Source organism: Lacrimispora indolis DSM 755 (genome assembly GCF_000526995.1).
GTDB classification, from domain to species: Bacteria; Bacillota; Clostridia; order Lachnospirales; family Lachnospiraceae; genus Lacrimispora; species Lacrimispora indolis.
The window spans coordinates 5,121,600-5,144,771 of sequence record NZ_AZUI01000001.1 but is presented as its reverse complement, the minus strand read 5'-3'; the positions used below and the strand labels follow the sequence as shown (position 1 = coordinate 5,144,771).

26 protein-coding genes are annotated in these 23,172 nt (G+C 45.8%); 24 read left to right on the top strand and 2 right to left on the bottom strand.

Annotated elements, in window-relative coordinates; translation table 11 throughout:
* Positions 1–10: 10 nt before the first annotated feature.
* The 9 genes from rpoZ (at position 11) to K401_RS33285 (ending at position 6,797) form a co-directional block, all read left to right on the top strand.
* Positions 11–265 carry a DNA-directed RNA polymerase subunit omega gene (gene rpoZ / locus K401_RS0125040; RefSeq protein WP_024295521.1) on the top strand — a complete coding sequence of 85 codons (255 nt, stop codon included), beginning with the start codon at positions 11–13 and terminating at the stop codon, positions 263–265.
* 127 nt (positions 266–392) lie between these two features.
* On the top strand, positions 393–1,733 hold the full coding sequence (gene rimO, locus K401_RS0125035; protein ID WP_024295520.1) for a 30S ribosomal protein S12 methylthiotransferase RimO: 1,341 nt from the start codon (positions 393–395) through the stop codon (positions 1,731–1,733).
* Entirely contained in the window at positions 1,717–2,259 is a 543-nt protein-coding gene (gene pgsA, locus K401_RS0125030; protein ID WP_024295519.1) for a CDP-diacylglycerol--glycerol-3-phosphate 3-phosphatidyltransferase, read from the top strand. The genes rimO and pgsA overlap by 17 nt, the downstream gene beginning before the upstream one ends.
* Before the next feature lie 2 nt (positions 2,260–2,261).
* Positions 2,262–3,506 (top strand): competence/damage-inducible protein A, encoded by a 1,245-nt coding sequence (locus K401_RS0125025; RefSeq protein ID WP_024295518.1) that lies wholly within the window; start codon positions 2,262–2,264, stop codon positions 3,504–3,506.
* 25 nt (positions 3,507–3,531) lie between these two features.
* Entirely contained in the window at positions 3,532–4,854 is a 1,323-nt protein-coding gene (locus K401_RS0125020; protein WP_024295517.1) for a hypothetical protein, read from the top strand.
* On the top strand, positions 4,835–5,164 hold the full coding sequence (locus K401_RS0125015; protein WP_024295516.1) for a hypothetical protein: 330 nt from the start codon (positions 4,835–4,837) through the stop codon (positions 5,162–5,164). Before K401_RS0125020 ends, K401_RS0125015 begins: the two co-directional genes overlap by 20 nt.
* Positions 5,165–5,171: 7 nt before the next feature.
* Positions 5,172–6,113, top strand: a complete 942-nt coding sequence (locus K401_RS0125010) for a DUF2953 domain-containing protein (protein ID WP_024295515.1) — start codon at positions 5,172–5,174, stop codon at positions 6,111–6,113.
* Between the two features lie 81 nt (positions 6,114–6,194).
* Complete coding sequence (locus K401_RS0125005; protein ID WP_024295514.1) at positions 6,195–6,605, top strand: GerW family sporulation protein; 411 nt, start codon at positions 6,195–6,197, stop codon at positions 6,603–6,605.
* A gap of 54 nt (positions 6,606–6,659) precedes the next feature.
* Complete coding sequence (locus tag K401_RS33285) at positions 6,660–6,797, top strand: hypothetical protein (RefSeq protein ID WP_013272624.1); 138 nt, start codon at positions 6,660–6,662, stop codon at positions 6,795–6,797.
* Positions 6,798–6,897: 100 nt separating this feature from the next.
* Here K401_RS33285 and rpmB read toward each other — a convergent pair whose 3' ends face one another.
* Complete coding sequence (rpmB, locus tag K401_RS0124995; protein ID WP_006775035.1) at positions 6,898–7,083, bottom strand: 50S ribosomal protein L28; 186 nt, start codon at positions 7,081–7,083, stop codon at positions 6,898–6,900.
* Between the two features lie 168 nt (positions 7,084–7,251).
* Here rpmB and K401_RS0124990 point away from each other — a divergent pair, with 168 nt between their 5' ends.
* The 9 genes from K401_RS0124990 (at position 7,252) to K401_RS0124945 (ending at position 15,466) form a co-directional block, all read left to right on the top strand.
* Entirely contained in the window at positions 7,252–7,608 is a 357-nt protein-coding gene (locus tag K401_RS0124990; RefSeq protein WP_024295513.1) for an Asp23/Gls24 family envelope stress response protein, read from the top strand.
* A 14-nt stretch (positions 7,609–7,622) separates the two neighbouring features.
* Entirely contained in the window at positions 7,623–9,296 is a 1,674-nt protein-coding gene (locus K401_RS0124985; RefSeq protein WP_024295512.1) for a DAK2 domain-containing protein, read from the top strand.
* Between the two features lie 59 nt (positions 9,297–9,355).
* On the top strand, positions 9,356–11,440 hold the full coding sequence (gene recG, locus K401_RS0124980; RefSeq protein ID WP_029700997.1) for an ATP-dependent DNA helicase RecG: 2,085 nt from the start codon (positions 9,356–9,358) through the stop codon (positions 11,438–11,440).
* 110 nt (positions 11,441–11,550) lie between these two features.
* A complete protein-coding gene (locus K401_RS0124975) occupies positions 11,551–12,246 on the top strand; it encodes a DUF975 family protein (RefSeq protein ID WP_024295510.1) in 696 nt (231 codons plus the stop codon).
* Positions 12,247–12,344: 98 nt separating this feature from the next.
* Positions 12,345–12,968 (top strand): uridine kinase, encoded by a 624-nt coding sequence (gene udk / locus K401_RS0124970; RefSeq protein WP_024295509.1) that lies wholly within the window; start codon positions 12,345–12,347, stop codon positions 12,966–12,968.
* A gap of 180 nt (positions 12,969–13,148) precedes the next feature.
* On the top strand, positions 13,149–13,352 hold the full coding sequence (locus tag K401_RS0124960; protein WP_013272630.1) for an alpha/beta-type small acid-soluble spore protein: 204 nt from the start codon (positions 13,149–13,151) through the stop codon (positions 13,350–13,352).
* 414 nt (positions 13,353–13,766) lie between these two features.
* Entirely contained in the window at positions 13,767–14,327 is a 561-nt protein-coding gene (rsmD, locus tag K401_RS0124955; RefSeq protein ID WP_024295508.1) for a 16S rRNA (guanine(966)-N(2))-methyltransferase RsmD, read from the top strand.
* Between the two features lie 48 nt (positions 14,328–14,375).
* A complete protein-coding gene (gene coaD / locus K401_RS0124950; RefSeq protein ID WP_024295507.1) occupies positions 14,376–14,864 on the top strand; it encodes a pantetheine-phosphate adenylyltransferase in 489 nt (162 codons plus the stop codon).
* Between the two features lie 20 nt (positions 14,865–14,884).
* Positions 14,885–15,466, top strand: coding sequence for a vacuolar family H+-ATPase subunit H (locus K401_RS0124945; protein WP_024295506.1), 582 nt, complete (start codon positions 14,885–14,887; stop codon positions 15,464–15,466).
* Here K401_RS0124945 and K401_RS0124940 read toward each other — a convergent pair.
* Positions 15,423–16,349, bottom strand: coding sequence for a nucleoside recognition protein (locus K401_RS0124940; protein ID WP_024295505.1), 927 nt, complete (start codon positions 16,347–16,349; stop codon positions 15,423–15,425). The genes K401_RS0124945 and K401_RS0124940 overlap by 44 nt on opposite strands.
* A 51-nt stretch (positions 16,350–16,400) precedes the next feature.
* Between K401_RS0124940 and K401_RS0124935 the strand changes: the two genes are divergently transcribed.
* From K401_RS0124935 to K401_RS0124910, 6 genes are all read left to right on the top strand, one after another.
* Entirely contained in the window at positions 16,401–17,210 is an 810-nt protein-coding gene (locus tag K401_RS0124935; protein ID WP_034620521.1) for a M23 family metallopeptidase, read from the top strand.
* A gap of 176 nt (positions 17,211–17,386) precedes the next feature.
* Complete coding sequence (locus K401_RS0124930; RefSeq protein ID WP_024295503.1) at positions 17,387–18,751, top strand: RsmB/NOP family class I SAM-dependent RNA methyltransferase; 1,365 nt, start codon at positions 17,387–17,389, stop codon at positions 18,749–18,751.
* Complete coding sequence (locus K401_RS0124925) at positions 18,751–19,491, top strand: pseudouridine synthase (protein WP_156945316.1); 741 nt, start codon at positions 18,751–18,753, stop codon at positions 19,489–19,491. Before K401_RS0124930 ends, K401_RS0124925 begins: the two co-directional genes overlap by 1 nt.
* An 81-nt stretch (positions 19,492–19,572) precedes the next feature.
* The gene (locus K401_RS0124920) at positions 19,573–20,238 is read left to right on the top strand and encodes an HAD family hydrolase (protein WP_024295501.1); all 666 of its coding nucleotides are present in this window, start codon (positions 19,573–19,575) and stop codon (positions 20,236–20,238) included.
* Positions 20,235–22,175 (top strand): YgiQ family radical SAM protein, encoded by a 1,941-nt coding sequence (locus tag K401_RS0124915; protein WP_024295500.1) that lies wholly within the window; start codon positions 20,235–20,237, stop codon positions 22,173–22,175. Before K401_RS0124920 ends, K401_RS0124915 begins: the two co-directional genes overlap by 4 nt.
* Before the next feature lie 171 nt (positions 22,176–22,346).
* Positions 22,347–23,138 carry an SDR family NAD(P)-dependent oxidoreductase gene (locus K401_RS0124910; RefSeq protein WP_024295499.1) on the top strand — a complete coding sequence of 264 codons (792 nt, stop codon included), beginning with the start codon at positions 22,347–22,349 and terminating at the stop codon, positions 23,136–23,138.
* Positions 23,139–23,172: the final 34 nt, after the last annotated feature.

Below are 23,172 nucleotides of genomic sequence, written 5' to 3'. Positions count from 1 at the left end.
GGAATAAATGATGTTACATCCATCTTATTCAGATTTGATTAATGTAGTAAACAGCGAGGTAGAGCCAGGAGAGGCTCCTGTTGTACAGAGCCGTTATTCCATTGTAATTGCCGCAGCTAAGAGAGCAAGGCAGATCATCGGCGGCTCGGAGCCGGAGATTTTGGGAGCCGGTAAGAAACCGCTTTCTGTTGCCGTAGAGGAACTGTATGAGGGCAAAGTGAAGATTTTAAGCGAAGCGGATGCAACAGAAGAAGACGATAAATAGGAAGAAGGCCGTCTCACTTTTGGATGAGATGGCCTTTCCCATGGAATAATCTGCTTAACAAAGGCTTTGGGGCTTAAGTTTTGTTGATTAGCCATTTCCTTTTATAAAGAAAGACAGGAGTTTAAATATGAAGTTATTATGTGTTTCACTAGGCTGCGACAAAAATCTCGTGGATACGGAGATGATGCTGGGCCTTCTGAATAAGGACGGATATACGTTTACAGATGATGAATATGAGGCGGATGTGATTGTGATCAACACCTGCTGCTTTATCGGTGATGCAAAAGAAGAAAGCGTAAACACCATACTGGATTTGGCCCAGAGAAAAATTGACGGCAAATGCAAGGCGCTGATCGTCACCGGCTGTCTGGCTCAGCGGTATAAACAGGAGATCATAGACGAGATTCCTGAAGTGGATGGAATTCTGGGAACCTCTACCTATGATGAGATATCTAACGTCCTGGCGGAAGCCCTTGGCGGAAACCAGCATGTTCAGCGCTTTCATGAGCTGGACGAGCTTCCTGAGGTGGAAACGGAACGGATCCTTACAACAGGAGGCCATTATGCATTTTTAAAGATTGCGGAAGGGTGCGATAAGCATTGCACCTACTGCATCATTCCTTCCCTGCGGGGGAATTACCGCAGCGTACCCATGGAACGGCTGATAAAGGAAGGGGAACGTCTGGCTGAGAAGGGGGTAAAAGAGCTTATTTTAGTAGCTCAGGAGACGACTCTTTACGGCGTAGACCTATATGGAGAAAAATCACTTCCAAAGCTTCTTAAAAGCCTATGCCGCATATCCGGGATCCAGTGGATCAGGATTCAGTACTGTTATCCGGAAGAGATTACGGATGAGCTGATTCAGACCATAAAGGAAGAAGAGAAGATATGCAATTACCTTGATCTGCCTATCCAGCATGCCAGCGACCGGATTTTAAAACGCATGGGACGGAGAACTTCTAAGGCCCAGCTTCAGGAAATCGTGGAAAAGCTCAGGAAAGAAATCCCGGATATGGCGCTGAGAACCACGTTGATCTCAGGATTTCCGGGAGAAACACAGGAAGATCATGAAGAACTGATGGAATTCGTAGATGAGATGGAATTCCAGCGTTTAGGCGTGTTTGTATATTCCGCAGAAGAAGATACTCCTGCTGCTGAGTTTCCGGATCAGGTTGAACAGCAGGTAAAGGAAGAACGCCGGGATGCCATTATGGAGCTTCAGCAGGAAATCTCTTTTGATTTTTCCAAGTCCATGATCGGAAAAACCCTGGAGGTCATGATTGAAGGCAAGGTAGCGGATGAAAACGCTTATGTAGGCCGTACCTATATGGACGGGCCCGGTGTGGATGGAATGATTTTTGTTCAGACAGGGGAAGAACTGATGTCAGGTGATTTTGCCAGTGTCCGTGTCACAGGGGCCATGGAATATGATTTGATAGGAGAGTTGGAGGATGAATTTACCGAATAAGCTTACGATTTTAAGGGTTATTATGATTCCGTTTTTTGTTCTGTTTCTGCTGCTTGACGGAGGTGTCAATGCCACATACCGTTACATTGCAGCCGTTATATTCATTGCGGCCAGCTTTACGGACTTTCTGGATGGGAAGATCGCCAGAACGTATGGCCTGGTGACGAATTTCGGCAAGTTTATGGATCCTCTGGCGGATAAACTGCTGGTCTGTGCAGGACTGATCTGTTTTACGGCTCTTGGCCAGCTTTCTGCCTGGATCGTTATCGTGATCATAAGCCGCGAATTTATTATCAGCGGTTTCCGTCTGGTTGCCTCGGATAATGGTGTGGTGATTGCGGCAAGCTACTGGGGAAAGTTTAAGACGGTTTCCCAGATGATCATGTCGGTTCTTCTTATCCTGAACATTCCGGCATTGTCCTTTGTTACAATTGTGTTTATCTGGATCGCCGCCATCCTTACAGTGGTATCACTGGTTGATTATATAGCAAAAAATTATCGTGTTCTTATGGAAGGGAGTATGTGATCATGGTTGTAGAACTGATTTCGGTTGGAACGGAGCTTCTTCTTGGAAATATTGTAAATACCAACACTCAGTACCTGGCGGAAAAATGTGCTCTTTTGGGACTTTCCATGTATCATCAGGTTACAGTTGGTGATAACAGAGAAAGGCTTTCGGAAAGCCTGGAGACTGCCTTAAAGCGTTCTGATGTTGTCATTTTGACCGGCGGCCTGGGGCCTACGGAGGATGATTTGACAAAAGAGGTCTGTGCAGAAGTCATGGGCTTTTCTTTGGTGGAGGATGCCCATACAAGGGACAGAATCAAGGCATATTTTAAAAACAGCATTTATAAAGAGATTCCGGGCAATAACTGGAAACAGGCTCTTGTTCCCCAGGGAGCGGTTGTGCTTGATAATGATAATGGTACGGCTCCCGGACTTATTTTGGAAAAAGATGGAAAAGCCGCAATTTTACTGCCGGGACCTCCTAATGAATTAAAGCCTCTGTTCCAGGACCAGGTATTTCCCTATCTGCAGAAACGTCAGCCAGAAGTGATCCGCTCTCAGATGATCAAAATCTGCGGCCATGGCGAGAGCCAGGTAGAGGATAAGATTCTCGATCTCATTGACGGTCAGTCCAATCCAACCATTGCCACCTATGCAAAGACAGCTGAAGTGCACTTAAGGGTCACAGCAAAGGCGTCAGATGAAGAGGAGGCAAAAGGTCTTTTAAAGCCGGTGGTAAAGGAGATCAAAAACCGTTTTGGGGATGATGTATATACCACAAAAGAGGAAGAGACCATTGAGATGGCGGTTGTCCGTCTCCTTAAAAAATATGAACTGACGGTGACCACAGCGGAATCCTGCACAGGGGGCCTGATTGCAGGGCGTCTGGTAAACGTACCGGGAGCTTCCCAGGTGTTTCGGGAAGGCTTTATCACTTATTCCAACAAGTCAAAGAGAAAGCTTCTTGATGTGAGCAAAAGTACTTTGAAAAAACACGGTGCGGTCAGCGAACAGACTGCAAAGGAAATGGCTATCGGAGGTGTTTTTGCTGCCGATGCTGATGTCTGTATTGCGGTGACAGGAATCGCAGGACCGGATTCGGAAGGGGAAAAGCCGGTAGGCCTTGTTTATATGGCCTGTTATATGAAAGATAAGGTTTCAGTGGAAGAATATCACTTTAAGGGGAACCGGGAAAAGATCAGGGAACAGTCCGTGGTAAAGGCTCTGGATTTACTGCGCCGTTCCATTCTCAAGAATTATCATTGATAAAACCTTCCGGGAGGAGAGAAATATGGATACCCGTTTGCTCAAAAAACAGATGACTGCAGCGTACCAGTACTCCTATGTAAGGCTGGTGCTGAATTATTATACTTTATTTGAAACCATAGGAGACGAGCCGGTGATTTCCCAACAGATCATTTCCTATTGCCTGCAGCTAAGCGGGCTGCTTAAGGAGCATTTTTCCGGGAAGGATACAGAGGAAGAGCTTCTTAAGCTCCGGGAGAACATTACTCATGAAGTGGAAGTACTGACTTCCTATACGGACTGCTTTCAGATTTATGAATATGTTCTAAACCGCATGGAACGAAAGTTTCGGTTACTGCCGGAAACAGGGCTTGATGATGAAAGCTTTGCAAAACGTCTTACAGGATTTGTGACGGATACTAAGGAAACTGCCGTTATGAACGGAAGGATCAAACAGATCATCGGACAGCTTCCGGTCCGTCTGACCAAACAGAAGTTTTTCAGTCTTGTTATGGAAGGACTATCTGTTTACATCGGTTCTCCCAGGGAAAATCTTCAGGATATGATGTATACCCTTCGCACGGAATCCATGACAAAGCTTCCTTTTGGAATGGAAGAAGGGCATAAGGACCTTTTTGAGCTTTTGGAACAATTCCGCCATACTGATTATAAGGCAATGACTGCTGAAGGATATGAAGAAGCCGCTGCAAAGCTTGCTCTTGCATGTGAAGGGCTTATGGATGAATCCGGGCTTTATATCATGCTTCAGGACATTATCAATGATTTTTGTGTTCTGGTTTTTGCCAGGTCGGAAGCGGTCATTGATGTGAAGGAGGAGGAGCTTTATGCCTCCATGGCAGGGGAGATTCTGGAAAAATTCAGCAAAGAGGATTATTCCCCCGTAAAAGACGGTTTTTTTGACAGGCTCACCCAGCTGGAGGGAAGACAGGAAGCTTATTATGAACGCTATTTAAGGGCAGAACTGCCGGAAGAGAGCGACGAATGGAATATTGATCCTGATTATGTAAAGGCAGTCAATGTGGACAGGCTTTTATCAGGAAGCAGTTTCGTGGAATTAAAGAAAACAGGCCAAAAGGATGGATCGGCTGTTGTTGACCGTTCTTGTCTGGAAGAAACGGCAGGGGAGTATTTTAGGGAACTGGAAGAGGTATTCTCCTATGTTCCCAGGCCTGTGGCCCGGGCCATAATGGCCAAGGTCTTATCAGACCTTCCTGTCTACTTCAATTCTATTGATGATATACAGACATATATTGAAGGCAGTCTTAAAAGCTGCCTGGACGAAGCAGAAAAGGAAACTTGCAAGGAATTATTGGAAGAGCTGATGGATTATGAAAATAAGCTGGTATGACCGTTTGTACGCAGGAGAAAAAGCGAAGAAGAAACGTTACCGGATCATTCAGGGGATCCGTAAGTCAAAGCCTGGCACCGGGATTTATGTGATTACGCCTGCTGCAAATGGGAATAATATACTTGATATCTATCCGGCAACGACGCTTTTATGGCCTCTTTACCGGGAAGAGGAGTTTCTCATTCTGGGCATTGCGTCCGGTTACTGGGAGGCGTTAGAGGTAGCCGGGAATATCGTCAGTGATATGTACCGGAAAACAGGAGGCTTCGATCTGCCTGCATTTATAGGGAACGAGGCCGGTAAGGTGTGAGGTGTTCATGCTTCATATAATTTTGTTTATACTTAAGATCTTAGGGCTGCTGGTGCTCATTGTTTTAGGGCTTATCCTTACTGTGGTTCTGCTGATTTTCCTGGTTCCTGTCCGGTATCAGGCAGAGGGATCCTATGACGGGAAGGTGAAGGGAAAGGCCAGAATCACCTGGCTGCTACATATCCTTTCCGTAAGGGTTCAATACGAGGGAGACGTGCTGGCGACGGTCCGCTTTTTCGGCTTCCGTATTGGAAAGCCAAAGAAGCTGGACTCGGAGCTTAAGGAGGCGGAAGAGATCATGGTTCACGCCATGGAAGTAGTGGAACCGGAAGCCGTAAAAGAAGTACGGGAAGTAAAAGATGAGATTCGTGACAAGGTCAAAGAAGAATCCCAAAATCTTCCCCCTCCAAAGACAGAACCAAAGGCAGCAGCAAAAGAAAAGCCCAGGAAAAAGCCAGAGGAAAAGCCTGATGAGAAAAAGAGATTCTGGGTGCCGAAGTTATTGGAAAAGCTTAAAAAGAAGGTTTTTGTTGCGTATGCAAAACTTAAGTTTTTTTTCCGGCGGATCTGTGATACACTGAAAACTGTAAAAGATAAAAAGGATGAGATTCATGCCTTGATTTCCGATAAGGATAACCAGAGAACAGTAAAGCTGCTTTTTAGGCAGGGAAAAAAACTGCTCCGCCATATCCTTCCCCGTAAAGGAAAGGGAAACATAACCTTTGGCTTTGATGATCCATATTTAACCGGTCAGGTGCTTACCTATGCAAGCGTTGTTTATCCGCTGTGCCATAAGCATTTGAACCTGTATCCGGTGTTTGACCGGGAGGTTTTTACAGCGGAAGGAACGTTTCAGGGCAGGATTCGAATGGGGACGGTTCTTTTTATTGGATCCAGGATGCTGTTTGATAAGAATTTTAGGCGTTTGTTAAAGAAATGGCTTCGATAAAGGTGTCTGCAGCTCTGATATTTTGCTGCGCTGATTGAAGCTATTGCGTGGTTTGAAACGATAAAGGAGGAATTGCTTAACGTGGCAGAGAATTATTTTACATCTACGGTAGAATCGCTGTTTAAGGGTATGGATTCTTTTGTGGCGACAAAAACCGTGGTAGGAGATGCAGTAAAGGTGGATGATACCATCATCCTGCCTTTGGTGGATGTTACCTGCGGCATGGCTGCCGGATCCTTTGCGGAAAATGCAAAACAGAACGGGGCCGGAGGCATGCATGCAAAGATGAGCCCCAGTGCGGTGCTGATCATTCAGAATGGAGTGACTAAGCTGGTAAATATCAAACAGCAGGATGCTGTGACGAAAATTTTGGACATGGTTCCTGATTTTGTCAATAAATTTGCCGGCGGTTCCAAAGAGGTTTCTCCGGAAGCCTTAAAAGTGGCGGAGGAGATGGCCGCTGCAGAAGAGAAGAAAAAAGCGGAAGAATAAGAAGGGGATAAGCAGCATAGGATGTCATATAGCCTGAATGGATTGAGGGATGATATGAGAAGAGTATGCGGACTTATGCTGTTCTGCTTCGGAGCGGGTATGGCGATCCTGCTTTTTATCCCGGCGACTATCGTTACGATCCTGTTTATTATCGGATGTCTGGTACTGGGATATAACCTGTTCTGCTGCTGATCAAGCAATGCTGTTAAAATAAATGGGGCCTTTTTAGGAAGGCCCCATGAAAAGAACAAAAAAATACTCCTGACTGATATCAGCCAGGAGTTTCCTTCGATTAAGCTCTTTCAACTAATCCGGATCTTAAGCAGGAAGTACATACGTACATCTTCTTAGCGCCGCCGTTAACTTTTACTTTAACGGACTTCACATTTGCTTTCCACATCTTGTTGGATCTTCTATGGGAATGGCTCACTGCGTTGCCAAAGTGAGCAGCTTTTTCACAAATTGCACATTTAGCCATGATTGCACCTCCTTAAAAGTAACTTGGATTTTTTATGATTGAAAAATCCACAACAAATGTATGATAACAGAAAAACCATGGATTTGCAAGTGAAAAATAAAAATTTGTTTCTTTTTTTGGAAAAATCATGTATAATCAAATAAGACAGAAAGAACGGAGGTAGAGACTATGAAGGGTTATATTAATAATAAACTGGGCGAGATCCAGGTGAGCCCTGATGTTATCGCTATGTATGCCGGAACGACTGCAGTAGAATGCTTCGGTATTGTCGGTATGGCGGCTGTCAGCATGAAAGACGGTCTTGTTAAGCTTTTAAAGAGAGAAGGCCTGACTCACGGAATCAATGTGAACATCCAGGACAACCATATTACCATTGATTTCCATGTTATTGTAGCTTATGGGGTCAGTATTTCTGCAGTGGCAGATAACTTGATTGAAAATGTAAAATACAAAGTAGAAGAATTCACCGGTATGACGGTAGATAAGATTAACATCTTTGTCGAAGGCGTAAGAGTGATTGATTAAGGAGGAAACTACCTGTGGGTATGAAGTATATAGACGCCAAAATGCTGCAGAAGGCATTTCTGGCAGGAGCAAAAGGACTGGAAGCGAAGAAGGAGTGGATTAACGAACTGAACGTGTTTCCAGTTCCGGATGGGGATACCGGAACCAACATGACCATGACGATCATGGCGGCGGCTAAGGAAGTGGCTGCCATTGAGAATCCTACCATGGAAGCCTTGGCTAAGGCGATTTCCTCCGGTTCTTTAAGAGGAGCAAGAGGAAACTCCGGCGTAATCCTGTCCCAGTTGTTCCGGGGATTCACAAAAGAGATTGCCACTGTGGAACAGGTGACAGCTACTGTTTTGGCAAATTCCTTTGTAAGGGCAACAGAAACTGCATATAAAGCGGTTATGAAGCCCAAAGAGGGAACCATTCTTACCGTAGCCAGAGGCATGGCTGAAAAGGCTGCCGAACTGGTTACAGAGACAGAGGATATCCTTGAATTCTGCCAGACGGTGATCGATCACGGTGATTACGTATTGAGTCAGACTCCGGAAATGCTTCCCGTATTAAAGCAGGCGGGAGTGGTGGATTCCGGCGGACAGGGGCTTATGCAGGTCATGAAGGGAGCTCTTGACTGCCTTATGGGCAAGGAAGTGGATGTATCCGTAGAGGGAATAAAACGGCCGGATATCATTGCAGGAGCCCATGGAGCAAAGACTGATGACATTGATATTAAATTCGGTTATTGCACGGAATTTATCATCAATCTGGAAAAACATTATGATGATAAAGCGGAGCATGAATTCAAGGTTTATTTAGAATCCATAGGTGATTCCCTTGTGGTTGTTTCAGATGATGACATGGTGAAGGTCCACGTCCATACCAATGACCCTGGGCTTGCTATCCAGAAGGCACTTACTTACGGCTCTTTATCCCGTATGAAGATCGATAATATGAGGGAAGAGCACCAGGAAAAGCTGATCAAGGAATCGGAAAAGCTTGCGGCACAGCAGAAAGCTGAGGAAGAAAAAAAGGCGGAGAAGAGAAAATCCTATGGTTTTATTTCCGTATCTGCCGGGGAAGGCCTTGACGGAATATTCCGGGGGATCGGAGCCGATTATCTGATCCAGGGCGGCCAGACCATGAACCCCAGTACCGAGGACATGTTAAATGCTATCGACCGGGTGAATGCAGATACCATTTACATTCTGCCGAACAATAAAAATATTATATTGGCTGCCGAACAGGCGAAAAGCCTGGTGGAGGACAAGAAGGTCATTGTGATCCCTTCCAAAACCATACCGCAGGGCATCACCGCCATCATTAATTTTGCGCCGGATCTGTCTCCAGAGGACAATGAAAAGATCATGACAGAGGAGATGAGCCGTGTGAAAACCGGACAGGTCACCTATGCGGTCCGCAATACCATGATTGATGATATTGAGATCAAGGAAGGGGACATCATGGCTCTGGGGGACAATGGAATCCTGGCGGTTGGAAAGAACATAGAGCCTACGGTTCTGGAAGCTTTAGAGGCCATGGTGGAAGAGGAATCTGAATTGGTGACCGTTTATTACGGCAAGGATGTCAAGGAAGAGGATGCAAAAACGCTTAAGGAAAAAGCAGAAGAATTGTTTTCCCACTGCGAGGTAGAGCTTCATGCAGGGGGCCAGCCGATTTATTATTATCTCATATCCGTAGAATAAAAAGGGCCAGCGGCATTTTTTATACCGGGCAGATGGAGTCCTGTCTGCCCGGTTTTGCTATGCAGGAAACAAAGAAAGGAGGGAGCCTGTCTTTGAACCGAGAGTCAATTGATTCCTTAAAGGGAATCGGAGAAAAAACAGGAAAATTGTTTCAAAAGGTGGGAGTGATCACTGTTGGGGACCTTTTAGAGTATTATCCGAGGGCTTATGACACCTATGAGGAGCCTTCTCCCATTGGGGAGCTGAAACCGGATCAGGTGATGACTGTGGCCGGAATGCTTTATAAGACTCCGGATGTAAAACGGTACAGCCACATCCAGGTCATCACAACGACTTTAAAGGATATGACAGGTACCCTTTTGCTTACCTGGTACAATATGCCTTATCTTCATTCCACCTTAAAAGCAGGGATGCGGGCTGTTTTCCGAGGCCGTGTGGTGAAGAAAAACGGCCGCTTAACCATGGAGCAGCCTGAGGTATTTACGGCAGAGGCTTATGATCAGGTGGTCCATTCCATGCAGCCTGTTTACGGCCAGACCAAGGGACTGAGCAATAAAACCATTGTCAGGGCCCAGAAGCAGGCCTTAAGCCAAAGAAGCATGGTACGGGATTATATGCCTGCTGATTTGCGCAAAAAGCATGAACTGGCGGAATATAATTTTGCTATTGAACATATTCATTTTCCGACGGACCGGAGCGAGCTGTTATTTGCCAGAAAAAGACTGGTGTTTGATGAGTTTTTCCTTTTTCTCATGGCAGTCCGGCGTTTAAGGGAGCGAAGAGAGGATAAGAAAAGCGCATATGTCCTGAGTCTGTCCCCGGAGGTAGAGGCCTTAAGAAAAAGCCTTCCCTATTCCCTTACCGGTGCCCAGCAAAAGGTTTTAAATGAGATATACGGCGATTTATCTGGGGGGCGGGTCATGAACCGCTTAATCCAGGGAGATGTAGGCTCCGGCAAGACGATTATTGCCATCCTCTCCCTTTTACAGGCAGCGTATAACGGATATCAGGGAGCGCTTATGGCTCCTACGGAAGTGCTGGCAAAGCAGCATCTTGAATCCATGACAGAGCTGTTTGCAGCCCATCAGATCGATAAAAAGCCCATACTTGTTACAGGCTCCATGACTGCAAAGGAAAAAAGGATTGCCTATGAAAAGATCGCTTTCCATGAAGCAGATATCATTATCGGCACTCATGCCCTCATTCAGGAGAAGGTGGTATACGACAATCTGGCGCTGGTAATTACCGATGAACAGCACCGGTTCGGAGTCAGCCAGCGGGAAATGCTGGGAAAAAAGGGAGAAGAGCCTCATGTGCTGGTAATGAGCGCCACGCCAATCCCCAGAACTTTAGCCATCATCATTTACGGGGATCTGGACATTTCTGTCATTGATGAGCTGCCTGCCAACCGTCTGCCCATTAAAAACTGTGTTGTGGATACAGGATACAGGAAAAAAGCCTATGAATTTATCAGGAAAGAGGTGACAGATGGGCGCCAGGCCTATGTGATCTGTCCCATGGTAGAGGCCAGTGAGATGATTGATGCGGAAAATGTGCTGGATTATACGAAAACCCTGCGGGAGGCGCTTCCGGGAATTTCGGTGGAGTATCTTCACGGGAAAATGAAACCAAAGGAAAAAAACGGGATCATGGAGAGGTTTGTCGGCGGGGATATCAAGATCCTGGTTTCCACCACTGTTATCGAGGTAGGGGTGAATGTTCCCAATGCAACGGTTATGATGATTGAAAATGCGGAACGCTTCGGCCTGGCCCAGCTTCACCAGTTAAGGGGGCGGGTGGGGCGGGGGAAACACCAGTCTTACTGCATTATGGTAGGAACCTCCGATCAGGAGGGGACGAAAGAACGCCTGGATATTTTAAACCAGTCCAACGATGGTTTTTTTATCGCCTCAGAGGATTTAAAGCTTCGGGGACCAGGTGATATTTTCGGCATCAGGCAGAGCGGGGATTTGGAATTTAAACTGGGGGATATTTTTACAGATGCAAACCTGTTAAAGACTGTATCAGAGGAAGTGAAGCGACTTTTTGAGGAGGATCCTGAGCTGGAAAAAGAGAAACATCAGGAACTCAAGGAAAAATTGAAAGAGTATCTTGAAAAAAGCTATGATAAGCTTAATTTGTAGCGAAAGTTTTCCGATTTCATGATTTTGCAGTAAATAATTGCAATTATTGGCAAAAACTGATAAAATTATCATCGTAAAACCAATCGCAGCAAGGAAACAGGAGGAATTATATGAGTAGAGAAGCTTTAAAAATGGATGCAAAGGCTGCCATGAGAGAGGCGCTTGTAAGTCCTTATATGGTAACAATAATTTTAGGAGTTATTACGATCGTATTCTCCGCCGTACAGGGATTTCTGGACATATGGGAAGGCATGATAGAAAATGCCGGCGCTTATGGGGACATAGGTCAGAGCGGAGCATTTGCGGTAAGCAGCATTATTTTCATGATTGTTTATTTTATTGTTAGCACCATTATCCAGTTTGGGTATCAGTCTTACTGTTTAAAGGTTGCAAACAGGGATCAAACTATGTCATATGGAGATCTGTTTGGTTCCGTAAGATATTTATTGAAAGCCATGGGGCTGGTTTTGATGATGTCTCTGCTTACTATATTATGGTCGCTGCTTCTCATCATTCCGGGAATTATTGCTGCCTACCGTTATTCACAGGCCATTATTATTATGGTTGAGGATCCGGATAAAGGCGTGATGCAGTGCATACGGGAAAGCAAGGAAATGATGGCAGGTCATAAATGGGAATTTTTTGTTCTGGAACTGTCCTTTATTTTATGGCAGCTTTTAGGCCTTGTCACATGCGGTCTGGCTTTCATTTATGTATATCCTTATACAAAGGTTACTTTAGCTAATTATTATAATGAAATAAAGCCAAAAACGGTTGTATATGAGGAATCGTACATGTTTGAGTAAACAGTCCAAAGGGTTCAATTCTTTTTAAGAAATTGAACCCTTGGATTATTTATGAAGATTTACAGCATATGCCGCAAATAAATGGAGGAGCACGGAAGATGAATTGTGTGTTAATTGGAATTGCCGGAGGGACCGGTTCGGGGAAGTCTACCTTTACCAACCGGCTGAAGGCTGCGTTTGGCGATGACATTGCGGTGATTTACCATGATAATTATTATAAAAAACAGGATGAACTTTCTTTTGAAGAGAGAAAGAAAATGAATTATGACCATCCCGAAGCTTTTGAAACAGAGCTTTTGCTGGAACAGCTCCAGATGCTGCGGGATGGAAAGGCGGTTGACTGCCCTGTTTATGATTATTCCATGCACAACCGTTCTCAGAAGCAGGTGAAGGTGGAGCCTAAGAAGGTTATTTTGGTCGAGGGAATCCTGGTTTTTGCAGATGAGCGCCTAAGGAGCATGTTTGATATTAAAATTTTTGTAGAGGCTGATGCCGACGAGCGTATCCTTCGCCGCGTAATCCGCGACGTAAAAGAAAGAGGCCGGGATATTGAGGGTGTTGTGGAGCAATATCTTACTACAGTGAAACCCATGCACTATTTGTACGTAGAGCCTACAAAACCTCTGGCGGATGTGATCATAAACAGCGGCATGAATGAGGTTGCGTTCCAGCTGGTGAAAACCAATATTGAAAAGATATTGGAGACCGGAAATGAGGAGTAATGGACCTTCTGCATGAGAATATTTATGAAGGCTCAATTTTTTTCCTGAAAATAACATTTTACGAAAAACCTTCTAGTGTATTTCATTCTATTCTTGCCATAATAGGAGTGTAGCACAAAACACACCATGAATTAAATAAAACAAAAACATGGTGAATAGATGAAAAGGAGGCATATCATTATGTCAGGAAGATCTAATACTACAAATGTACCAGAGGCAAAAGAGGCAATGGATCGTTTTAAAATGGAAGTTGCCAACGAAATCGGTGTTCCGTTAACCAACGGTTATAACGGTAACTTAACATCTGCACAGAATGGTTCCGTAGGCGGATATATGGTCAAGAAGATGATCGAAGCCCAGGAAAGACAGATGGCAGGCAAATAAACCTGTAAAAAACAAAAAAACACCCTTCGGAAATAAAGAACATGTCCGGTAAACACGGATAACGGAAGGGAAACCGGGAGCCGCAGATTCGTAACTGACAATCAGTTATGGGAGCTGCGGCTCCATTTTTTTATAAATGCGTTGCCCTGATACGTCAACCACAGGACATTGACCAGGTAAAAACGCAACTTTTGGTTGTATATCTCACAAATTCATACTATAATATCCACGAAAGCAATGAGCAGTGCGAAACAGGATGTTTAAAGAGATTCGTCGTGCCTGCACGTAAGAATCTCTTTAAACATCCTGTTTCATAGGGCGAACGCCCGTGAGCGGGTGAATCCCCCGGATTCACCCGCTGCACTGCGGACTTATACCATAGCAACCGGTAAAAACAAAGTGAGGAATTCTATCATGAGAGTAATCGCAGGAAAAGCCAGAAGGCTTATATTAAAAACCATAGAGGGACAGGAAACCCGGCCCACAACAGACAGAATAAAGGAGACGCTTTTTAATATGATTCAAGGGGACATGCCTGGCCGCAGTTTTCTGGATCTGTTTTCCGGAAGCGGAGCCATCGGAATCGAAGCCCTTAGCCGTGGAGCCGGTCTGGCAGTCATGGTAGAACAAAATCCCAAAGCTGCGGAATGCATCCGTGAAAATTTAAAGACCACAAAGCTGGAGGATGACGCAATAGTCATGAACTGTGACGTCATGACAGGACTAGGCAGGCTGGAAGGAAAGGGGCATGTATTTGATTATATATTCATGGACCCTCCCTATAATAACGACTGGGAAAAACGGATTTTCCAGTATCTGTCCGATTCCCCGCTGATTCATGAGGACACAACCATCATCACGGAAGCCTCCTTAAACACCCCCTTTGAATATCTGGATGAAATGGGATACCAGATCATTAGAGAAAAGGATTATAAAACAAACAAGCACGTCTTTGCATCAAGGAAAAAATCATAACAAATGCCCAAACCATACAGGCAATCATAAAGAAAAGGAAGAGACCACATGAGAAAAGCAGTGTATCCGGGAAGCTTTGATCCGGTGACTTTTGGTCATCTGGATATTATAGAACGTTCTGCCAGGATGTCAGATCATTTAATCATAGGAGTTTTAAATAATAATTCCAAAACGCCGTTGTTTTCTGTAGAAGAACGTGTTAATATGTTAAAGAGCCTTACTAAAGACCTTCCCAATGTGGAGGTAAAGTCGTTTGGAGGGCTTTTGGTTGATTTTGTACGAGCTAATCAGGCGGATGCGGTCATTCGCGGGCTTCGGGCTGTAACGGATTTTGAATATGAATTGCAGATCGCACAGACAAACCGGGTTATGGCACCGGAGATTGATACTGTGTTTTTGACGACGAATTTAAAATATTCTTACTTGAGTTCCAGCATTGTGAAGGAGATAGCCGCCTATGGCGGAGAGATAAACACGTTTGTGCCTGCATGTGTCGCGCAGCGTGTAATGAAGAAGATGGAAGATAGAATGAAATAAGAGTAAGGAGTGTTCGTATTATGATGAGCAGAATTGAACAGTTAATCGGTGAAATTGAAGAATATATTGACAGCTGCAAGTACCAGCCTCTCTCCAACAGCAAGATCGTGGTTAACCGGGATGAGCTGGAAGAGCTTCTGGTGGAACTTCGTCTGCGCATTCCCGATGAAATCAAGCAGTATCAGAAGATTATCAGCAACCGTGACGCAATTATGAATGAAGCCCGTCAGCAGGCGGATTCCATTCTGGCCCAGGCCAATGCTCAGACAAATGAGCTGGTCAATGAGCATGAAATCATGCAGAAAGCATATGCCCAGGCCAATGATATCATTGAACAGGCCAATCAACAGGCCCAGCAGATCGTGGAACAGGCGGTGGCCGACGCCAATGGCATCAGGCAGAGTTCTGTTCAGTATACGGACGACATGTTAAAAAGTCTTCAGACCATTATCAGCCATTCCATGGAAGGCGCCCAGGGCCGTTTTGACGCTTTTATGACTTCCATGCAGTCAAGCTATGATATCGTCTCTTCTAACCGCCAGGAGCTGACAGGAGCTGTTACGCCCGCGGCAGGACCAGAGGAAAACGGGCCAATAGAATAAAAAGTATGATGGTAAGGAGGCTGTGAAGCACTTTCCAGGTTACATAGTGCCGGATGGATAATCCGGCATTTTTTATAACACTCTTTGTCTGAAAGATACCGGACAATCCTCCGAATGCGGTCACAACCCCGATCCATAAGCCTCCTGATATTCCTGAAAAGGCCTGGGAAACGGCCTTGATCCCGGTGGTGATCTCCACAAAACCCAGGATGACGGCTTTATATTGAGGAACATTTATAGGAAGTTTTGTTATGTAAAGAGCCAGGATGGAAAACAGCATAATATATCCTCCGATTTTTACCATGACCTCGCAGGAATCCATCAGGCTATCGTCAAAGGATTTATAGGATTCTCTTGTAACAGGCAGAGATCCGGCCGGCCCGCTGATGCCATAAAAGCTCCTTGCTGCAATGGAAAGAGGGAATATGGGCAGGTACACACAGGTAAGGAGGAGCCAGACCGGCAGTGACGGCGGGAGAGCTCCGGCGGCATAACCTAACAGGAACATGGGGCTGGGATGATTGCAGATGGCTAAAAGGTATTTCCCTTCCTTTTCGGAAATACGGTTATTGTCCATAAAATCGCTGCAGGTCCTGGCTCCCATGGGATATCCGCAGAGAAGACCGGAAATCAGGGTATAGCTTCCCGCATCAGAGAGGCAAAAGAACTGGTGCAGGATCCTTCTTACCGGGAAAATAAGGATGCGGATGGCATTTAAGGCCACGATGACATTGGAGCAGATCATAAAGGGCAGAAGGGTGGGCACCACCACAGAGCCCCATAAAACCAGTCCGTTTCTCGCTCCTTCAAAGGCTGTAGACGGAAAACGGAGCAGCAGGATTAAAGCGGCAACGGAAAGCAGACGGAAAAAGGATTTTTTCATGTACACCTGAATAGATTGTTTTATACAATTATATGAAATGGCATGACTGATATGATGGTGATTCTTCTTTTCATCCTGATCCTTTCCGTTTTCCAGGTGACCATGATCGATTATCTGTACAATAATCCTACATTTTACCAGCTGGATGCTTATACCTGGGAAAGTGATGATTTCAGGAGCTTAAAGCTTGGAAAAATGGTGGCGGAATGGGATTCTCTTGATTATGATACTTTGACATCCTTAATGGTGGAGCACCAGTATGATTTAACTGGGGTCACAGACAAGGATACCCATACGGACAGACTTTTAAAGGTAAAGCCAGCGGAGTACCGGAAGCTCCGCCAGGCCTATGAAATACTTTTAAATGATTTGAAATTTTTCCCCATACCATTGACCACTCTTTCCGGTTCCCCGGATATAAGCTATCAAAACGGCTGGATGGAAGCCAGGACCTATGGAGGCGAACGGGGACATGAAGGCTGCGATATTATGGGAACAGACCAGCCCAGAGGACATTATCCGGTGGTCAGTATGAGCGACGGGGTGGTGGAAAAGGTGGGGTGGCTGGAAAAGGGCGGCTGGAGGATCGGGATACGGGCTCCTAAAGGCGCGTATCTGTACTATGCCCATCTTTACGGCTACAGCAGACAGTGGAAGGAAGGGGACGAAGTAAAGGCAGGGGAGCTTTTGGGATTTATGGGGGACACCGGCTACAGTCAGGTGGAGGGGACCACAGGCAATTTCCCGGTCCATTTGCACGTGGGAATTTATTTGCGGACCGACCATAATGATGAGATGAGTGTCAATCCCTACTGGGTCTTAAAATATCTGGAGAAATACCGGCTGAAATATTCGTATTAGCTATATTTATGAAAACAAAAAGATGACTTGCCTTGCAAATTTCCGCAAGCTATATTAAGATTATTTCCATAGGCATGATTTACTTAAGGCAGGGGCACACCCTGAATTTTGCAAAAAAGCCATCCGAGGAGCCAAAGGCGAATCGAACTTCCTTGAAACAAGATGGGAGCGACAACGTGAAAGAACGAAAGATTTCGGAAGAATTTTTAAACAGGATGAAAGATTTATTAGGGGAAGAGGAGTATGAGGCGTACTTAAAAAGCTTTGAAGAGGAACGGCTTTACGGGCTGCGGGTCAATACCCTTAAAATAAGCCCTGACAAATTTGCAGAAATGACAACCCTTAAGCTTAAGTCCGTTCCCTGGATCCATAACGGTTTTTACTATGAAGGAGAAGAACGTCCGGCCAAAGATCCTTACTATTACGCCGGGCTTTATTATCTCCAGGAACCCAGCGCCATGACGCCGGCAAGTCTGCTGGACGTGGTTCCGGGAGACAAGGTCCTTGATCTGTGCGCAGCGCCCGGAGGGAAAAGCACGGAGTTGGGGGCAAAGCTGAAGGGTCAGGGACTTTTAGTGTCCAATGACATCAGCAATTCCAGGGCAAAGGCATTGCTTAAGAACTTAGAATTATGGGGGATCGAGAACATTTGTGTCACCAGCGAGGAACCAAAGAAATTAAAGGAAGCCTTCGGTGAATTTTTTGATAAAATACTGGTTGATGCTCCCTGCTCAGGAGAAGGCATGTTCCGCAAGGATGCTGATATGGTGAAAAGCTATGAGGAACGCGGGCCGGAGTATTATGCAGAAATCCAAAAAGAGATCATGGACCAGGCGGTAGACATGCTGGCGGCCGGCGGGCTTCTTTTATATTCCACCTGCACGTTTTCAGTCTGTGAAAATGAGGATATCATCAGCCGGACCCTGGAACGCCATGAGGAAATGGAGCTGATCCGGCTTCCTCTTTTTGAAGGGGCAAGCGGAGGGATCGGTCTTTTAAGCTGTCTGCGCCTCTTTCCCCATAAGATCAGAGGAGAAGGCCATTTTATGGCACTGCTGAAAAAGAAAGGATCTCAGGCAGGACATGAGGTCCATGGAAATAAGTCCATGAAACAGCTTCCTCTTCCTCAGGAGCTTTCTGATTTCCTTTCCATGGTTTCAAAACCTCTGGAGAGCTCCCGCATCCGGATAAAGAATGATGTTGTTTACTACCTTCCGGAATACTTCCCGGAGAATGCTAACGGCCTTCGTTATCTCAGGACCGGACTTTTGCTGGGAGAAATGAAGAAAGGCCGTTTTGAACCGGGGCAGGCCTTTGCCATGGCGTTAAAACCGGAAGAGTTCAAACAGACCGTTTCCTGGAAAAAGCAGGATGAGAGAGTGATCCGCTATTTAAAAGGGGAGACCATCTTTTTAAAGGAAGAAGAGGGGCCGATAAAAGGCTGGTGTTTAGTCTGCGTGGAAGGTATTCCATTGGGCTTTGCCAAGGGAAGCGGGGCCGTGCTGAAAAATAAATACTATCCGGGATGGCGGTGGCAGTGATGAAGGAACTGAGACTTGATAAATATTTAACAGAAATGGGAGAAGGAACGCGAAGCCAGATTAAGGAAATGGCCAGAAAAGGCAGGATTTCAGTAGACGGAATCCCTGAGAAAAGGGCGGAACGCAAGATCCATCCGGAGCAGAACCAGGTAACTGTTGATGGACGTCTGGTGTCTTATGTCCGGTATGAATACTATATGCTGAACAAGCCTCAGGGTGTGGTATCTGCCACTGAGGATTCCCGTTACGAAACCGTGATAAGTCTCATAGGGGATCGGAAACGGGATGATCTTTTTCCGGTGGGGCGGCTGGATATTGATACGGAAGGACTTCTTCTCATCACCAATGACGGAGATCTGGCCCATCAGCTTCTGTCTCCGAAAAAGCATGTGGACAAGATTTATTTTGCCCGGATCGAAGGAGAGCTTCCGGCTGACGCAAAGAGGCGGATGGAGGAAGGGCTGGTGCTTTCTGATGGTACAGTTACCATGCCTGCTTATTTGAAAGTTCTGGAGCAGGGAAAGGAAGAAGAACCTTCCGAAATCCTTCTGACCATTCGGGAAGGAAAATTCCATCAGGTGAAGCGGATGTTTGAAACTCTAGGGTGCCGTGTGGTATACTTAAAGCGGATGTCCATGGGAAGCCTTGCACTTGATGAGGTTTTGAAGCCGGGAGAATACCGCCCGCTTTCAGAAGAAGAGATCCGGAAATTAAAAAGTCATGGTAACGTACGTGGGTAAGATTAAGGAAACACCCTTCGGGTATACCTTTATGCCCAAAGGACATGGGCAAGATTAAGGAAAGGGAGACAAAAGCAGAGGATGTTAGAGGAAAAGAGAGCTGTTATTTTTGATCTGGATGGGACTTTGGTTGATTCCATGTGGATGTGGAAATCCATTGATATAGAATTTCTTGGCAGCAGAGGACTTGTTTGTCCGGATGATTTGCAAAAAGATATTGAGGGGATGAGCTTTACGGAAACCGCTTTTTATTTTAAAGAGCGTTTCAGACTGAAGGAATCCTTAGATGAAATCAAGAGTGTGTGGACGGATATGTCCATTGAAAAATACCGGAATGAGGTCTGGCTAAAGCCGGGAGCAGGTGAATTTCTCAAATATATTGCTGAAATGGGATTAAAGGCCGGAATTGCCACCAGCAACGGAAGACAGATGGTGGATGCGGTGATTGATTCTTTAAATATCGGGCAATATTTTCAAGTAGTGGCTACCTCCTGCGAGGTGACTGCCGGAAAGCCTGCACCGGATATCTATTTAAAGGTAGCGGGAGAGCTTTCCGTGCCTCCGGCTCACTGTCTGGTTTTTGAGGATATTCCTGCCGGGATCATGGCAGGAAAACGGGCAGGAATGACGGTCTGTGCCATTGACGATGAATTTTCCAGAGAGATGGAAGAGGAAAAGCGGCAGCTGGCCGACTATTTTATATACGACTATCACCAGATACTAAATAGAAATGGAGTAAAATCATGATCCACGATTATCTTCCCATGGGCCGGTCCGATATGAATATCAGAGGGTGGAAGCAATGTGACTTTATTTATGTCACCGGTGATGCCTATGTGGACCACCCGTCCTTTGGCCATGCCATCATCAGCCGGCTTTTGGAAGCCCATGGATACAAGGTGGGCATTATATCACAGCCGGATTGGAAAGACCGGGCAAGCATCCAGGTTTTAGGGGAGCCCCGCCTTGGATTTCTGGTTTCAGGCGGCAACATGGATTCCATGGTAAATCATTACTCTGTTTCAAAAAAGCGCAGACAGCAGGATGCTTATACGCCGGGGGGAGTTATGGGAAAGCGCCCCGATTATGCTGTCACGGTTTACTGCAATCTCATCCGGTCCGTATATAAAAAGGCGCCTGTTATCATCGGCGGCATTGAAGCCAGTCTAAGGCGTCTGGCCCATTACGATTACTGGTCGGACCGGCTAAAGCATTCCATCCTGATCGATTCCCAGGCGGATTTAATCTCCTATGGGATGGGGGAAAGATCCATTGTGGAAATTGCAGATGCTTTAAACAGCGGGATTGACATCAAGGATATCACTTTTATAGACGGCACTGTTTATAAGACGGACAGTCTGGAATCCGTATACGATGCTCTGATCCTCCCTTCTTTTGAAAAGATGAAGGCTAATAAACTGGAATATGCAAAAAGCTATTACATTCAGTATAACAACACAGATCCGTTTACAGGAAAACGCCTGGCAGAGCCTTATAAGGACAATCTGTTTGTGGTTCAGAACCCTCCTGCAAAGCCTCTTTCCATGGAGGAGATGGATGAGGTATACGCCCTTCCTTATATGAGGAATTATCATCCTTCCTATGAGGAGCTTGGGGGAGTGCCCGCCATCCGGGAAATCAAGTTCAGCCTGATCAGCAACCGAGGGTGTTTTGGTGCCTGCAGCTTTTGTGCACTCACTTTCCATCAGGGCCGGATCATACAGGCCAGAAGCCATGATTCCCTTGTGGAAGAGGCAAGGCTTTTAACGGAGGAGCCGGACTTTAAGGGATATATCCATGATGTAGGAGGACCTACGGCAGATTTTCGGTCTCCGGCCTGTGATAAGCAGATGACAAAGGGAGCCTGCCCCAACCGGCAGTGCCTGTTTCCGGAGCCTTGCAAGAATTTAAAGGCGGATCACACGGACTATATTGAACTGTTGAGAAAATTAAGAAACTTACCAAAGGTAAAAAAGGTATTCATCCGTTCCGGTATCCGGTTTGACTATGTGCTGGCCGAGCCTGGTAAAAAGTTCTTAAAGGAGCTTTGCCAGTACCATGTGAGCGGACAATTAAAGGTTGCCCCGGAGCATGTTGCTGATAAGGTGCTTTCCAAAATGGGCAAGCCCAGGAATCAAGTGTACCGCCAGTTTGTAAAGGAATATAACGATATGAATGGGCGGCTTGGCATGAAGCAGTATCTTGTCCCTTATTTAATGTCCTCCCATCCAGGTTCCGGGCTTTCAGAAGCCGTTGAGCTTGCGGAATATTTACGGGATTTAGGTTATATGCCGGAGCAGGTTCAGGACTTTTACCCAACACCTTCCACCATATCCACATGCATGTATTATACCGGATATGATCCCCGCACCATGGAAAAGGTGTATGTGCCAGTCAATCCCCATGAAAAGGCAATGCAAAGGGCTCTGATCCAGTACAGGAATCCGAAAAACTATGAACTGGTTTCCGAAGCCTTAAGGCTGGCAGGCCGTACGGATTTGATCGGGTATGATAAAAAATCCCTGATCCGTCCGAAAATAAGTGCTCCGGGAGGTTTTTCAGACAGCAAAGCAGGGAAAAATTACAGCAGCGGGAAGAAAACAGGAGCCAGGGAAGCGGAAGGCCGCCGGGAACCAAAGAAAAAGACCATAAGGAACATTCATAAAAAGGCAGGAAAAAAGTAAAACTCCTTAATTTAACCGAATCAAGCAGCGATAGCTGCTATTCGGTTATGAGCAAGTAGCGAAGCGGATTGCGAATATCCGCTTGACAGAAGTACTCATTGGGTATCCAAAGCGGGGGAGGGCTCTGCCCGGAGCATGAGGACAACAATAAAAGAAAAGAAGGAATTGATTATGAAGATTGCCATTGTGACAGGTGCGTCTTCCGGCATGGGAAGAGAGTTTATTATGCAGATTGCCGACCGTTTCAGCGGGATCGGAGAAATATGGGCCATTGCCAGGAGAAAAGAACGGCTGGAGGAATTATCCCCTCTTGTTCCTGTCAGGGTCCGGTCCTTTGCCATTGACCTGACGGATAAAAGCCGGCTGACAGATTTAGAAGATCTCCTGATGAAGGAAAAACCGGAGGTAAAGTGGCTGATCAATGCGGCAGGCTATGGAAAGATCGGTGATGTGGGAACAATAAACTTAGGGGATGAGATGGGCATGGTGGATTTAAACTGCAGGGCCCTTTGTGCGGTGACCCATATGGTTCTTCCCTACATGTCGAAGAACAGCAGGATCATACAGTTTTCCTCTTCTGCTTCCTTTTTGCCCCAGCCTGGTTTTGCCATTTATTCGGCCACAAAATCCTTTGTGTTAAGCTACAGCAGGGCACTGAATGAAGAACTGAAAAAAAAGGAGATCTATGTGACGGCAGTATGCCCGGGACCAGTAAAGACCGAATTTTTCGATATTGCAGAGACCACAGGACAGATCCCTCTTTACAAGCGGCTGATGATGGCTGATCCCAGGAAGGTAGTGCGCCTTGCATTGCGGGACAGCATGATGGGCCGTCCGGTTTCTGTCTATGGAACCACCATGAAAACCTTCCGGCTTTTATGCAAAACAGTACCTCACACTGCCATTTTCAGCCTTATGAAAAGGCTTATGAAGACTATGCCCGGTGAGGCGGGGGCGCTGTGACCCTTGGTCATTGTGACTATCCCATTGACAAAAG

Bases quoted from the DNA above. Each gene is read 5' to 3' on its own strand.
- rpoZ (WP_024295521.1), top strand. From the start codon at position 11: ATGTTACATCCATCTTATTCAGATTTGATTAATGTAGTAAACAGCGAG.
- rimO (WP_024295520.1), top strand. From the start codon at position 393: ATGAAGTTATTATGTGTTTCACTAGGCTGCGACAAAAATCTCGTGGAT.
- pgsA (WP_024295519.1), top strand. From the start codon at position 1,717: ATGAATTTACCGAATAAGCTTACGATTTTAAGGGTTATTATGATTCCG.
- K401_RS0125025 (WP_024295518.1), top strand. From the start codon at position 2,262: ATGGTTGTAGAACTGATTTCGGTTGGAACGGAGCTTCTTCTTGGAAAT.
- K401_RS0125020 (WP_024295517.1), top strand. From the start codon at position 3,532: ATGGATACCCGTTTGCTCAAAAAACAGATGACTGCAGCGTACCAGTAC.
- K401_RS0125015 (WP_024295516.1), top strand. From the start codon at position 4,835: ATGAAAATAAGCTGGTATGACCGTTTGTACGCAGGAGAAAAAGCGAAG.
- K401_RS0125010 (WP_024295515.1), top strand. From the start codon at position 5,172: ATGCTTCATATAATTTTGTTTATACTTAAGATCTTAGGGCTGCTGGTG.
- K401_RS33285 (WP_013272624.1), top strand. From the start codon at position 6,660: ATGAGAAGAGTATGCGGACTTATGCTGTTCTGCTTCGGAGCGGGTATG.
- rpmB (WP_006775035.1), bottom strand. From the start codon at position 7,083: ATGGCTAAATGTGCAATTTGTGAAAAAGCTGCTCACTTTGGCAACGCA.
- K401_RS0124990 (WP_024295513.1), top strand. From the start codon at position 7,252: ATGAAGGGTTATATTAATAATAAACTGGGCGAGATCCAGGTGAGCCCT.
- recG (WP_029700997.1), top strand. From the start codon at position 9,356: ATGCAGGAAACAAAGAAAGGAGGGAGCCTGTCTTTGAACCGAGAGTCA.
- K401_RS0124975 (WP_024295510.1), top strand. From the start codon at position 11,551: ATGAGTAGAGAAGCTTTAAAAATGGATGCAAAGGCTGCCATGAGAGAG.
- udk (WP_024295509.1), top strand. From the start codon at position 12,345: ATGAATTGTGTGTTAATTGGAATTGCCGGAGGGACCGGTTCGGGGAAG.
- K401_RS0124960 (WP_013272630.1), top strand. From the start codon at position 13,149: ATGTCAGGAAGATCTAATACTACAAATGTACCAGAGGCAAAAGAGGCA.
- rsmD (WP_024295508.1), top strand. From the start codon at position 13,767: ATGAGAGTAATCGCAGGAAAAGCCAGAAGGCTTATATTAAAAACCATA.
- coaD (WP_024295507.1), top strand. From the start codon at position 14,376: ATGAGAAAAGCAGTGTATCCGGGAAGCTTTGATCCGGTGACTTTTGGT.
- K401_RS0124945 (WP_024295506.1), top strand. From the start codon at position 14,885: ATGATGAGCAGAATTGAACAGTTAATCGGTGAAATTGAAGAATATATT.
- K401_RS0124940 (WP_024295505.1), bottom strand. From the start codon at position 16,349: ATGAAAAAATCCTTTTTCCGTCTGCTTTCCGTTGCCGCTTTAATCCTG.
- K401_RS0124935 (WP_034620521.1), top strand. From the start codon at position 16,401: ATGATGGTGATTCTTCTTTTCATCCTGATCCTTTCCGTTTTCCAGGTG.
- K401_RS0124925 (WP_156945316.1), top strand. From the start codon at position 18,751: ATGAAGGAACTGAGACTTGATAAATATTTAACAGAAATGGGAGAAGGA.
- K401_RS0124920 (WP_024295501.1), top strand. From the start codon at position 19,573: ATGTTAGAGGAAAAGAGAGCTGTTATTTTTGATCTGGATGGGACTTTG.
- K401_RS0124915 (WP_024295500.1), top strand. From the start codon at position 20,235: ATGATCCACGATTATCTTCCCATGGGCCGGTCCGATATGAATATCAGA.
- K401_RS0124910 (WP_024295499.1), top strand. From the start codon at position 22,347: ATGAAGATTGCCATTGTGACAGGTGCGTCTTCCGGCATGGGAAGAGAG.